Consider the following 13,065-nt stretch of genomic DNA (forward strand, 5'->3'; position numbering starts at 1 on the left):
ACGTTCCGTAATATATGGAACGGAGGGTTCCGTATCTCCCTCCATGCGTGCTTCACTCCTGTTGTCGGCTTTATGAGGCGGGTCACAACGTGGTCGACCCGAGTGCTTCCGGCCGGCGCATCCCAACCCATCCCAGGAGAATCGATGACGATCCATCCGCCATACCCCGAAAATCAGCCATCGCGTCCGCTCAGAGTCAGCGCGGTCGTTGGCTTCCTGGTCTTCGTCGAACTCGCGAGCGGTTTCGTACAGGGCTACTACAACCCCCTCTTCAGCGAAATCGCCCGTCACAGCGGCGTGTCCGATGCGGACATCACGTGGTTCGTGGTGGTCCAGACCCTCAGCGCCGCCGTCAGCGTTCCTATATTGTCCCGACTCGGCGACATGTTCGGACACCGGCGGCTCCTTCGCATTGCGATGCTCCTTGTCCTCGCCGGCGTCCTCATCGTGGCATTCGCGCCGAACTACGCCCTTGTCCTTGTCGGACGGGTCCTGGTCGGCCCGCTAGCAGTGTGGCTCCCCCTTGAGGTCTCACTCGTCCACAGCCGCATCAAGGGCGAAACCGCCCGTAAGGCGATAGGCTTCCTCGTCTCCGCCTTGACCATCGGATACGTCCTCGGCACGCTGGCAGCGGGCTTCACCTCCGCTCTCATCCACAACCTGACTTCCGTCATGCTCGTCCCTGCGGTATTCATTGCCATAGGAGTAATCGCCGTGTTCACCGCGGTCCCCGAGTCGGTCAACAGGACGAGGAAGCGCCTGGACTACCTCGGTTTCGGGGGCTTGGCCGCGGTGATGATCACGCTGCTGTGGGGTCTTCGCCAAGCCCAGGTCACCGGCTTCGCAACGTCCGATACGATCATTCCCCTGGCAGCCGCAGTTGTGCTGTTGGTGCTCTGGGTGTTTTGGGAACGACGGATAAAGAGTCCGGCCGTGGATCTGCGGGTGCTCGGAGCCCGGAATCTCTGGCCGGTCTACGCGGCATCTTTCCTTGCTGGCATGGTCATCTTCGGAACCATGACCATCCTCCCCACATTCCTTGCGGCCGACCCCGTCAAGGCCGGCTACGGCTTCGCCCTTGCGCCCGGTTCGATTGCCCTCTACACCGCATTCACCACCATCTTCTCCACCCTCGGAGCCGCCGTCTTCTCGTTCGTCGCCAAACTGATCGGGCTCCGGGGAGTCCTCATGGCGGGCGCAGCAGTCGGAGCGGTCGGCTACGTGGTTCTGGCCTTCTTCCACCAGCAGCCCTGGCAGATCTGGCTCGGGATCGGCCTGAGTGGCCTCGCCGCCGGCTTCCTCACCGGCGGCCTGCCGGCAGCGGTCGCTGAAGAAGCCCCGGCAGACCACACGGGAATCGCCACCGGCGTCTACAGCTCGATCAAGACCCTGGGCGGCTCGGCCGCCGGCGCTGTGTTCGGCGTCGTCCTCGCCACATTCACCACCCACGGGGCCAAGCTCGCCTCCGAGCAGGGCTACACGACCGTCTGGCTGCTCAGCGCCGCCGCATTCGCTCTGTGCCCGCTGGTCCTGACCGCCCTCCGAACGAACAGCTCCATCCCGGACTGCCCTGCCGAACTCGTAAAAAGCGCCAATGAAAGGACCGCAAGCTAATGCGACAAGCCCGCCTCCCTCTAACTCCCGCCCCGACCACTGGCCCGCTCCGCCTCACGGGGGCACGCCTCATCGACGGAACCGGCTCCGCCCCGATCGAGAACGCCGAGATCGTCGTCGAAGGAGACCGCATCTCTTACGCTGGACCCCACCGGGCCGGCCATCAAGTGCCGGGGGCGGTCGAGGTCGACCTCGCAGGCAAGACGATCATGCCCGGATTCATCGACACCCACGTCCACTTGGCTCTGTCCCTTGAGACGCCCCCGGCCAAGCTGGCCGCCCAGTTCGCCTCTGAAAAGGTCCTCGACGCGGCCAAGACGGTTCACAACACCCTCATGGCAGGTATCACGACCGCAAGAGACCTCGGCGGCCTCGACGCCGGCTACCGCAGGGCCATCGCGGACGGAACCATTCTCGGCCCGCGGCTCCACCTCGCTATCTCCGTCATCTCCCCCACCGGAGGCCACGCCGATCAGTGCATGCCCAACGGGCATGGGGCGCATATCGGGACCGGGCTGCGCCCGGTCGATTCCGACGACGAACTGCGCAAGGCAGTCCGTGAGCTCATCCGGGCCGAGGCCGACGTCATCAAAGTCTGCACCACCGGCGGAGTCTCCAGCCCCTCGGACACCCCGGAGGACCTCGGCGTCCCAGAGCACCAGGTGCGCATCGTCAAGGAGGAAACCTCAAGGCGCTCCGGCCAGCCGGTGGCCGCACATGCCCAAGGCGCCGAGGGCATCCTCGAAGCCATCCACGGCGGCATCGACAGTGTCGAACACGGCTACGGCATCGACGACGACGGCATCGCCCTCATGCTCGAGAAAGGCACCTTCCTCGTCCCGACCCTCAGCTCAGCCCTGCGCGTCCCGGACCCGGCAAAAGTGCCGCCCTACCTTTACGAGAAGAAGGTCGTCTGGTCTGACATTGCACGGGAACGCGTCGGCAAGGCGATCAAAGCCGGCGTCAAGGTCGCCATGGGCACCGACGCCGCCGTCTGTCCACATGGGGAGAACCTCAAGGAGCTCGGATACCTCGTCGAACTCGGGCTCACCCCTTTGGAAGCCATCAAGGCCGGGACCAGGAACGCGGCTGAACTGCTCAGGCTAGAGGATCATCTCGGAACCCTCGAGGCCGGCAAACTCGCCGACCTGGTCGTCACAGACGTCAATCCTCTCGAGGACATCACGCTCCTGGCAGACCCGGCCAGCATCAGTCTGATCATCCAAGGAGGCCGCCCCGTAAAAGACCTGAAGGGCTGGCTCCCCATCGAAACCACAGTTCCCTCCATCTCCGGTTGAGCGGGAATCCGATGAAACGAAGGAAGACCGGAAACACCCAGATGGCGGTCCCGGCCGCGATATCGCTCCAGATCCCCACACGCCCCCGCGGCCCACGGAACTCGGCAGCCTCCGGCAGGCAGGAGAAGCCGGAGGCAGCACACAGCGCATCCCCGGAGGACTACCGTGATTGACTCGTTCCCCGACGTCACGTCGATGGCGAGAGCTGTACGCTCCGGGGAAGTCTCGAGCCTGGAACTCGTTGAGGAAGCACTCGAGCGAGCCGATGCCCTCGACGCGGTCCTCGGGACCTTCATCAGCCGTTTCGACGCGCAGGCAAAACGCGATGCTGCCAGGATCGACCAGGCTCGGAAGGCCGGGGAGGACCTTGGCCCGCTGGCCGGCGTGCCGCTGGGTATCAAGGACTTCATCGCGACCCGGGAGGCCCCCAGCACCGGCCAGAGCCTCGTCTTCGACCCCTCGTGGTGGGCGTCGCGGGATGCGCCGGCGGTGAACCGTCTCCGCAGCGCAGGAGGGATCATCCTCGGCAAGACCACGATGGCCGAGCACGCTGCGGGACGCCCGGATCCGGCAGGGCCTTTCCCGATCCCCAGGAACCCCTGGGACCCAAGACGGTGGACGGGAAGTTCGAGCGCAGGAACCGGCAACGGGATCGCCGCCGGGATCTTCCCCGGAGGGCTGGGCACAGACACCGCGGGGAGCGTCCGGATCCCCGCGGCCATGTGCGGAATCACCGGATTCAAGCCGACACGTGGACTCATCTCCCTCGAAGGCTGCCTCCCCGCGAGCCCGTCGCTCGATGTCATCGGCCCGATGGCAAGAACAGCACAGGATTGCGCAGCCCTGATGTCCCTCATGGCACCGGAGGCCATGAGGGACACCAGCCCAGCCCGCAGCCTGAGGGATATTCGGATCGGAGTGCCTTGGGAGCTGGTCACCAATCCTGCGAGGGGTGTTCAGGCTGAATGCCTTGACTCCTTTGAGCAGGCTGTCACCGTCCTCAGAGAGGGCGGCGCGACGATCGTCAAAGTGGAAGTGCCCGACTTCGACGCGGTCTCGGCAGCGACCATGCTCGTCATGATCCGAGAACTGTTCGAGACCCATCGCAGCAATCTCCCCAACCGTTGGGAGGACTACGGTCGCTCTATCCGCCGCCTCGCCTTCAGTGGAAGCTTCGTGCCCGTGGCCGTCTACGAGCAGGCCCGGCGTTTCCTGTGCCGGGCGCGTGCGTCCCTGACGGCTCGGATGTCAGACGTCCACGCTCTGGCGCTACCAGCCTGGGGCACGGCTGCCCCTTTGTATCAGGGAAACGGGGGCGTGCCTGCCAAGGAAACGAACTTCACGATCGCGTGGAACGGACTGGGGGCGCCCGCCTTGGCGCTACCGATGGGTTTCGACGCCGGAGGCTTGCCCCTCTCCCTTCAGCTCATCGGAAGCCCTGGCTCGGACGGGAGGACCCTCGGCATTGGGATCCTCTATCAGCTTGAGACGGGGTGGCACGAGCTCAGCCCGACGGTTGACGGCCGTGCAGTACCCGCTCCTGTCCCCGACCTCGACCCCCCTTATTGGACCGGTGCCGACCCAGCAGACGTATGCGCCCAGCTGTCGGAGCTGCCCCGGGGGATCACGGATTCGGACCTTCTGGCGATCGCGGGTCTCCACGCCAACCTCAAGGCGGCCGCGGCTGCCGTCTGTTCGGATAACTAGCGAACGGATAGATGGGAAGCGTCCAGAGGACTCCCCCACGGTCAACTTGCCTCCATTCACAGCGCCACCTAGACACGTCTTCGGGGTCGACGGTGACGTTGCGTATTCCGGGCGCCCTACGGGCCGATAAGCCTGGGATGGCGATGCCCGGGAATGTGGTTTGCGAGCCGCGGCGATCCTCTTCGGGTCCGCCCGACCCCTGCATCACGTCCTTGCCACGAGTCACTGCGCCTCTTAGCCTTTCCTCATAGGTGAGGACATCACATCGGAGATTCGGTTGATGGAAGCAAAGTTGCATGGTCGGGATGTCCAGCTTGGGGCGATCGAGGCTTTCCTTATGGAACCCGGAAAGGACTCTCTCCGCGTCGTCAGCGGAGATGCCGGGGTCGGGAAGTCGGCCCTGCTCGAATTCATCGGAGACCGAGCCGCAAGCGCCGGTGCCCAGGTGCAGCTCGCGAGAGCCCTTGAATTTGAAGCGGACCTTCCGTACAGCACAATCAATCAGCTGTTGCTCCCGCTGGTCGACGCTCTCCCCGGGCTCGTGCCGGAACACCAGGAGGCAATCGCCGTCGTTTGCGGGCTGCGGATCGGCGCCATGCCCAGCCTTCTTGTTGCGGGCGCCGCGGCGCTTGCATTGCTCCAACTGACTGCTGCGAAGTCAAGCTCGGTGCTCTTGATTGTGGATGACTCTCCTTGGATGGATCTGCTTTCTGCTATGACGTTGACTTATGTTGGCCGGCGTCTACACGACGTGCCGGCCAAGATCCTGGTAGCGGCCCGAACGGATGAGGAAACAGTCTTCGTCCGCAGCGGATTTCCGTCCCTGCTTATCCCTCCGCTGTCCGACGACGCCGCCGACGCTCTGCTCGTCGAACGCTTTCCGGCTCTGGCACCAAAAGTTCGACGTCGGATCCGTGGCGAAGCGCTGGGCAATCCTCTCGGTCTCCTTGAGTTGCCTGCAGCCCTTGAATCCCCGAATACCCACCCGTTACCCAGCATCTTGCCCCTTACGAAACGGCTGAAGTCGCTCTACGAACACCGTTTGTCGGCGCTTCCCCAACCGACGCGGGAGATGCTGCTCTTCGTGCTTCTCGCTGGGGCCGAAAGCAGTGTGACCATCGAGAAATGTATTCCGTCTGGCGCTGGACACAAAGACTTGGATGCCGCTGAACGCGCTGGCGTGGTGCGTTTCGACCCCCGTTCACGGCGGTGGGAATTTCGTCATCCGCTGATCCGTGCTGCTGTGTTTGAGCTGTCGACAGATGGCGAACGTAGGCGGGTGCACGCAATCCTCGCCAAGGCGTTCGCGGACGAGCCCGAGCGGCGGGCCTGGCACCTCGGACAAGCTGCGACCGTACCCGATGAGGAAGTCGCAGAGCTCCTTGAAACCGTGTCTCAGCGGCTCATTGAGACCGGTGATGGCACCCGAGCAACGGCCGCCATGCTGAAGGCGGCGGAGCTAACTCCCTCTGTCAGCGACCGCGAGCGGCGAGTGGCGCGCGCGGCGTATCTTGGCTCGTTGATTGCCGGAGCAATCAATGAAAGCCCTGTCCTGCTGACCGAGGCGCTTCGAAACCCATCTCAATCACCACAGCTGGCGACTGTCATTGCGGTGACTTACAACCTGCTCAACAGTGAAGGCGACGTTGCAACCGCTAGACGGCTCTTGCTTGCCGCGCTCACGGCGGGAACTTCTGGCCTGGATACGGGCAACGATGAGTATGTAGAAGCCCTCTATACGCTCGTTTTGGTTGGGTTCTTCGGTGGTACGGGCGAATTTTGGCAGCCGCTTTTGGCGCAAACGTCAGCCGCGGGCGACCTGCCCAACGTACTGCAGTTTCAGATAAATCTCTTCATTGATGTGGCTCGGGCGGAAGGACCTGCCATAGAACGCTTTCATCGTGAAACAGATCGTCTTCGATTCGTTTCAGATCCGTTGTACATCGTGCGTTTCGCAATCGCCGGGGCCTACATTGACTCTCTTGGAGGTATGCGCGACGCACTCTGGCGGGTTGTTGATGCTGGGCGGAAAGGCGAAGCCATCACCCCTGCGATTCAAGCCCTCTTCTTGCTCGCCAATGACGACTATTTCACCGGCCGTTGGCATGAGCTTGAAGCAGTGGTTCATGAAGGTTTGGATCTCTCACTCGAACACGGCTATGCACTGACCACGGCTCCAGCCAGGTTCCTGATGGCACTTGTTCATGCGGCCCGTGGAGAGGAATCACTCGCCCACGGCATAGCCGAAGAGTTGCTTATATGGGCCGCGCCGCGACGCCTTTTCGCTCTTGCCAACTACTCGTCGCACATCCGATGCATGACGGCGTTGCCGGCCGGCCGCTTCGACGAAGCGTTCACCCACGCCGCGACTATCAGCCCGCCCGGTATCCTCCCGCCCTACATTCCGCACGCCATTTGGTCGGCTTTCGACCTCATCGAAGCGGCCGCCCGATCGGGCCGCAAGGTACAAGGAGAAATGCACCTAAAGGTGTTCGAATGCGCCGAAGTCGCGAGCCACTCTTCACGGTTGCGGGCTCTCGTCCTGGCTGCACACGGTTTGCTGGACGACGGCCCGGGGTGGAAGGGAAAATTCGAGGACGCGCTTTCAACCCAGGAGGGTGAGCGCTGGCATTTCGACCGAGCACGGATCCGGCTGCTGTTCGGAGAGCAGCTTCGACGTCGGCGCGAACGCGCCGCCGCCAAGATTCAACTCCGCGAAGCGAAGAAGATGTTTCTTCAGCTGGGTGCCAATGCGTGGGCCCTCCGCGCAGAGCGGGAACTTCGCGCACTTGGCGCACCTGAGGTGCGCTCCACCTCACTGACCCCGCAAGAATCTGCAGTTGCTGACCTTGCAGCGACGGGGCTTTCAAACAAGCAAATCGCCGAATCCCTCTTCCTGTCGTCGAGAACTGTTTCCACTCATCTTTCGCGTGTTTTCTCAAAACTCGGGATCTCGACGCGGGCCGGCCTGCGTGACGCCCTCTCGGCCGAGCCGAACAACCTGCGCCCGTGAATGTACGTCATTTGACAGATTACCACGTGCAACCGGAGGTCTAGCGTTGCTCCTGTCCAACACTATTAGGAGCAAAGCATGAAACCAACAATCGTTCTGGTTCACGGCGGATTCGTCGACGGATCAGGCTGGAGGGGCGTATACGACGACCTAGCCGCAGATGGCTTCGATGTTCGAGTTGTGCAGAACCCCACGAAGTCGCTGGCCGATGACACCACAGCCACGCGGCAGGTCCTTGACGAGGTGAACGGGCCAGTTGTGCTCGTGGGTCATTCGTACGGAGGAGCCGTCATCACCGAGGCAGGCAATCACGAAAAAGTATCGGCGCTCGTGTATATCACGGCGTTCGCGCCGGACCAGGGTGAGTCCGTGAACTCCTTGCTCGAAACATTCCCAGGCGACGGCCCGCAGCCACCCATCTTGCCTCCCGTTGAGGGATACCTCTTCCTTGACCGCGATAAGTTCCATGAGTCCTTCGCCGGAGACGTCACACCTGAGGAGGCTGCGTTCCTGGCCGACTCCCAGGTCCCTTGGGGACTGGAAGCGCTCGGCGGAGTCGTTTCTTCAGCCGCCTGGCGGGTGAAGCCGAGCTGGTATCTACACGTTACCGAGGACAATATGATCCCGCCCGTGGCCCAGGCCAGCATGGCAGAGCGGATAGGCGCAACGGTCAGCGAGACTCCAGGAAGCCACGCCGTCTACGTGTCGCGGCCGAAGGTGGTAGCCGACGTGATTAGGAAGGCTGCCGCCTCATTCAGCTAGCTGAACCGCCTCCAGCACGAGCGTTGCTAGTTCCTCAGGGGTGTTTTGGTCTCCCCGGAGGACAAGGGTGTCACTCGTCAGTTGGAAGCGCGCTGCGAGGCATCGTCCCACATTGCTTCGACGGAAATCCCGAGCATTGGCATCGGCTTCTGCGTCTCCATGGATGACTTGTTCCTCAATTCGTCGGTACAGCTCGGCCGCGGGGACATCGAGGAAAACATGCTGGATTGTGATCGCCGACTTTGAAATGAGCTCGAAGATTTCATCCCGGTAGCGTGCGTTCACCAAGGTCATGGGGACGATGACGGTCTGACCGTGGTCCTGCGAGAGCCCTATTGCGAACTCGGCGACGAGCTTGCGCCAAAGTGGGATGTCCTGGGCCGAACGGCGCCGGAAAGACGGTGGAGTCGGGGACTCTTGCTGAGCTACGCCACCTGACGCGAACGGAGGTGTCCTTCGCGTGGAACGGGCTTACAGATGCCGATATTGCCCGCATCCCTGCCATCCACGATATTGCGTTGGTCAACGGTCGCGCCCGCTTCACCGTCGACAGCGACAAGATTTCGTCGGTGCTGCCCGTCCTACGGACCTCGACGTCAAAGGCCTGAGGATCGCACCGCCGTCGCTCGAGGGACTGTTCCTCCGGCACTACGGGGGACGAGATCAATCCGCCTGAAGTGTCAGTGGCGCAGCATGCAGCACGAAAGGCCCGACGTCGGGAAGCCGGCAAGGCGGCGACCGGGCGATGAACACGTTGCTCCTGCAACGGATAAGGCGCGATCGGCTACACTCGCTGATCTGGATTGTGGGCGTCGCGCTTCTCGCTCTGGCGCAGCGGCGTCGAGCCTGAGCGCGATAGCAGTCGGCGATACGTCGGCACGCATCGGAGACTCCCTCGCGGCCGCCGCTGCTCAGCTACCTGCAGCGCTGCTTTATCGGGGTGTGGATGCTGTGCATTGCGGCGGCCGTCGACATTGTTGCGGCGGTCGGCATGAAGCGGCGCGAACTGAACACGGCATAGCCGCCGGCGGGCCGGCGCGGTTCGAGAAAGGAATATCGAACGGATGGCAAAGGACGAACGGGTGCTTCGTGATGCGGCCGGGCAATCGGCCGCTATCTTAACTGCCGCTGGTATGCCAAAAATGCCTGCGCGCGTCCGCATGGCCCTCACCGTTGCAGAGGACGGCGGCCTGAGGGCGTTCGAGCTGGGCAAGGTGCTCGGTGTGAGCGCTGCCGGTATCTCCGGGGCGGTCCGCTATCTGCAATCAATAGCTATCGTGCGCCGCGTAGCTCAGCCTGGCAGCCGCCGGGACCGCTACGAAGTCCCGCCCAACGCATGGCTGGCGGCCTTCGCCCACGAACGCCCGGTATATCGCGCGCTCGCCGACCTCGCCGACCTCGCCGACGCCGCGATTGGCGACCACACTTCCACAGCCGCTGGCAGGCTGGACGGAATGGCGAGCTTTTACAGGTTCCTGGATGACCGCCTTCCCGAGCTCATGGCCGAGTGGGAACACCACCGCAAGGAACAAAAGAGATGACGCAAAGAAGGGACTCATAGTGCTGATCTGCGCAACGTGTGCCGTCGAATACGAGGAACCGACCCCCGCGGTTTGTCCGATTTGTGATGATGAGCGCCAGTATGTACCCGCCAGCGGACAGCGCTGGCTCACCCTGGACGAACTGGCGCGGGACCACCACATCAAATGGAAGGAGAACGAACCGGGACTGATCGGGATCAGCACAGAGCCCGCCGTCGGGATCGGCCAGACCGCACAGCTAGTGGCCACAGCCGCCGGTTCACTCCTGTGGGATCCGGTGGGTTACGTCGATGACAACGCTGTGGACGTCGTACTTGGCCGGGGTCCCGTCCTCGCGATCGCGGCGAGCCATCCGCACATGTTCGGCGTGCAGCTCGAATGGTCTCACCGCCTAGGCGGGGTCCCGGTGCTGGTGGCCGACGCCGATCGCGGCTGGCTAGGGCGAACCGCAGCGGCCGTCGAATTCTGGTCCGGCAGCCGAACAGTCGCCGAAGGGCTCACACTGCACCAAACGGGGGGCCACTTCCCTGGCAGCGCAGTGGCTCACTGGGACGGCGGGGCAAACGGAAAGGGAGTGCTGCTGACCGGTGACAGCGTGTTTCCGAACCCCGACCGCCGCTCGATCGCCTTCATGCGCAGCTACCCGAATCTTATTCCGCTCTCCGGCGCGGCGGCGCTCCGGATCGCCGAGCAACTCGGCGTGCTCGAATTCGATCGGATTTACGGCAACTTCAACAACGTGATCGCTTCGGAGGCCAAGACCGTGTTACGCGATTCTGCTCAACGGCATGCGGCGTGGGCGCGTGGAGACTTCGACCATTTGACCTGAATCGCGTGTGTCCACCTTTAGCTACTTGCCGAAACCGCAGTCCCCAAGCCCAGCGCCGTCAGTATCGCAGCCGAGGTCCGTTCCAAAGCCTTGGTGACCGCCGGCCTTTTCAGCCAAAGAACGGCCCTGGTGGCCACGAAAGACAGGGTTCCGAGGTAGATTATCGAAATTGCAAAGTCGATGATTCCGAGCATCATCGTCAAGCCGAATGATGCGTCCCCGGGTGGCAGGAACTGGGGTACAACGGCGAGGAAGAACAGTCCTACCTTGGGATTGAGCAGGCACGAAACAAGTCCGGCGAAAAAGCTTGAGCGCAATTGACCGCTCACTCCCGGGCCGTCACCTTCCCGCGGTGGTGTTTGCGGTCGGCGGCTGAGGACAAAGGCGCTGACTCCCAAGTAAATCAGGTACAGGCCACCGATGATTTTCACCATCCTGTAGGCTTCGGCCGACTGCTCCAGGAGGGCCGCCAGTCCGATGCCCACAAGACCTGCCCAGAAGATGCTGCCGAGCGAGGAACCGAACGCCGCTGAGAGTCCGGCTTTGACGTTTGACAGGCTGTACCTGAGGACGAGGAAGGAGTCTGGGCCCGGCGTAAGGGCCAAAATTGCGCACAGACCGACGAACGCCGCCAGTGAACTCACCGTCATCGTCCCATTCAACCATTGCCGGAGATTAGTGCCGGGCGTCGCGGGGCCACGGGCGTCTTCCCAGAGGTCCCCGCTACAATGGGGGCCGTCCGTTATTCCCCCGGAGAGGTAGTCCCCCTTTTGGTAACTCGCCACGATGCACCCAACCCGGAAACGGGTCAGCCCGCACCTGTCGCCTATCCGGGGCAGGGCAAATTGGCTACCCGCAGCCGTCGTTTCAGCTATCGCCGGGCACCGCGTTGGTTCAAAATCACGAGCGCCGCAGTGGCTGTCTTGCTGCTCGCCGTCGTCGCGTTTGGAGGGTATTGGGTATGGCGCCTTCAGTCGAATATCTCATCATCCGCCCTTGGCGCCGGCGGCCTCAGGACGGAAGGGCCAGTGGACGACAGCAAGGACCGGCTTCAAATCCTCGTTCTGGGTACCGATACGAGGAGCGGGAAGAACGGGCAGTTCGGCACCACGGACCAATCCTCGGGCTACGGCCAATCGGACGTCATGATGTTGCTGGATATTTCCGCGGACAACAACCATGTCAACGTCATTAGTTTCCCCCGGGACTTGTTGGTCGACGTTCCGGCTTGTACGGACAACAAAACCGGCAAGCAGTACCCTGAACGGCAAAATGCGATGATCAACAGTGCGATGGCCGAGGCCGGCATCGGCTGCGCTGTTGATACCGTCAACAAGCTCACGGGTTTGGAGGTTGACCACTTCATGATGGCCGACTTCAACGCCGTGACCGAACTATCCAAGGCCGTCGGCGGCGTCGACGTCTGTGTGAGCACTGCCGTCAACGACCCCGATTCCGGATTGCATTTGCCCAAGGGCACCTCGCAGGTTGAAGGCGACCAGGCCCTGGCCTTCCTGCGCACCCGCCATGCATTTTCCGACGGCGGGGACCTTGGACGGATCAAGGCGCAGCAATCGTTCCTCGGTTCCCTCGTGCGGAAGCTCAAGGCTGACGGAACGCTCGGAAACCCCCAGAAGATGCTGGGCATCGCCGATACAGTCACGAAGAACCTCACCGTCGACAACGGTCTCGCCTCGGTTCCGTCCCTGCTGACCATTGCTGGCAGGCTCAAGAACATCGACCCGGCAAAGGTCAATTTCATCACGGTACCGAACGTGCCAGCGGCGTCGGATCCCAACCGGCTCGACCTCGATCAGCCAGCGGCGAGCAACTTCTTTGCTGCCCTGACAAAGAGCGCCGACCTCAGCCAGCCCGCACCAAGCGCCGCGGCGTCCCCTGCTCCATCCACGGAAGCCCCGAAAGCCGCATACAACAAGGCACTTCAACCGGTCACCGTCGCCAATGGAACGGGAGTGACCGGCAGAAGCCAGGAGATCGCAGCGCTGCTCTCCTCCGGCGGTTTCACGAAGGTGGCCCGGATCCAAGCCGGTGCCAGGCCACAGACCATGGTCTACTACGGTGCCGGATTTGCCGACGTTGCCGCGGACGTCGCTGCGATGTTCGGGTTGCCAGCGACGAGCGTGGAGCAGGTCGCCAGCGTCCAGGGGGTCCAACTCTACGCCGGGCAAGACTTCGCCACAGGCAACAAGCCGACACTTCCGGCTCCCAAGCCCAACGATGTGGTTGCCCAGACCGCCCAGGACCAGACCTGCCAGGCAACCAACCCTGCGGGATAGCCGG

Annotated in this window: 10 protein-coding genes and 1 pseudogene; 9 read left to right on the forward strand and 2 right to left on the reverse strand. The window is 62.9% G+C overall.

Going from position 1 to position 13,065, the window contains the following annotated elements:
- Window positions 1-144: 144 nt before the first annotated feature.
- The 5 genes from AC1DLO_RS10435 to AC1DLO_RS10455 all read left to right on the forward strand — a co-directional run bounded on the left by AC1DLO_RS10435 (window position 145) and on the right by AC1DLO_RS10455 (window position 8,394).
- Window positions 145-1,614, forward strand: a complete 1,470-nt coding sequence (locus AC1DLO_RS10435) for an MFS transporter (protein WP_476889690.1) — start codon at window positions 145-147, stop codon at window positions 1,612-1,614.
- A complete protein-coding gene (locus AC1DLO_RS10440) occupies window positions 1,614-2,912 on the forward strand; it encodes a metal-dependent hydrolase family protein (protein WP_476889691.1) in 1,299 nt (432 codons plus the stop codon). The genes AC1DLO_RS10435 and AC1DLO_RS10440 overlap by 1 nt, the downstream gene beginning before the upstream one ends.
- Before the next feature lie 165 nt (window positions 2,913-3,077).
- On the forward strand, window positions 3,078-4,619 hold the full coding sequence (locus AC1DLO_RS10445) for an amidase (RefSeq protein ID WP_476889692.1): 1,542 nt from the start codon (window positions 3,078-3,080) through the stop codon (window positions 4,617-4,619).
- A gap of 280 nt (window positions 4,620-4,899) precedes the next feature.
- Window positions 4,900-7,632 (forward strand): LuxR C-terminal-related transcriptional regulator, encoded by a 2,733-nt coding sequence (locus tag AC1DLO_RS10450; RefSeq protein WP_476889693.1) that lies wholly within the window; start codon window positions 4,900-4,902, stop codon window positions 7,630-7,632.
- Between the two features lie 78 nt (window positions 7,633-7,710).
- Complete coding sequence (locus AC1DLO_RS10455; RefSeq protein ID WP_476889694.1) at window positions 7,711-8,394, forward strand: alpha/beta fold hydrolase; 684 nt, start codon at window positions 7,711-7,713, stop codon at window positions 8,392-8,394.
- On the opposite strand, the pseudogene AC1DLO_RS10460 reads toward AC1DLO_RS10455, so the two are convergent.
- A pseudogene (locus tag AC1DLO_RS10460) lies at window positions 8,383-8,769 on the reverse strand (AAA family ATPase); the annotation flags it as partial. The gene AC1DLO_RS10455 and the pseudogene AC1DLO_RS10460 overlap by 12 nt on opposite strands.
- Before the next feature lie 26 nt (window positions 8,770-8,795).
- Between AC1DLO_RS10460 and AC1DLO_RS10465 the strand changes: the two are divergent.
- The 3 genes from AC1DLO_RS10465 to AC1DLO_RS10475 all read left to right on the forward strand — a co-directional run bounded on the left by AC1DLO_RS10465 (window position 8,796) and on the right by AC1DLO_RS10475 (window position 10,764).
- Window positions 8,796-9,002, forward strand: coding sequence for a hypothetical protein (locus AC1DLO_RS10465; protein WP_476889695.1), 207 nt, complete (start codon window positions 8,796-8,798; stop codon window positions 9,000-9,002).
- A gap of 534 nt (window positions 9,003-9,536) precedes the next feature.
- Complete coding sequence (locus AC1DLO_RS10470) at window positions 9,537-9,935, forward strand: GbsR/MarR family transcriptional regulator (protein ID WP_476889696.1); 399 nt, start codon at window positions 9,537-9,539, stop codon at window positions 9,933-9,935.
- 19 nt (window positions 9,936-9,954) lie between these two features.
- Window positions 9,955-10,764 (forward strand): MBL fold metallo-hydrolase, encoded by an 810-nt coding sequence (locus tag AC1DLO_RS10475; RefSeq protein ID WP_476889697.1) that lies wholly within the window; start codon window positions 9,955-9,957, stop codon window positions 10,762-10,764.
- 17 nt (window positions 10,765-10,781) lie between these two features.
- On the opposite strand, the gene AC1DLO_RS10480 is transcribed toward AC1DLO_RS10475, so the two are convergent.
- A complete protein-coding gene (locus AC1DLO_RS10480) occupies window positions 10,782-11,414 on the reverse strand; it encodes a LysE family translocator (protein ID WP_476889698.1) in 633 nt (210 codons plus the stop codon).
- Between the two features lie 78 nt (window positions 11,415-11,492).
- On the opposite strand from AC1DLO_RS10480, the gene AC1DLO_RS10485 reads away from it, so the two are divergent.
- Entirely contained in the window at window positions 11,493-13,061 is a 1,569-nt protein-coding gene (locus AC1DLO_RS10485) for an LCP family protein (protein WP_476889699.1), read from the forward strand.
- Window positions 13,062-13,065: the final 4 nt, after the last annotated feature.

It is taken from the genome of Arthrobacter sp. 01T419 (assembly GCF_056398865.1).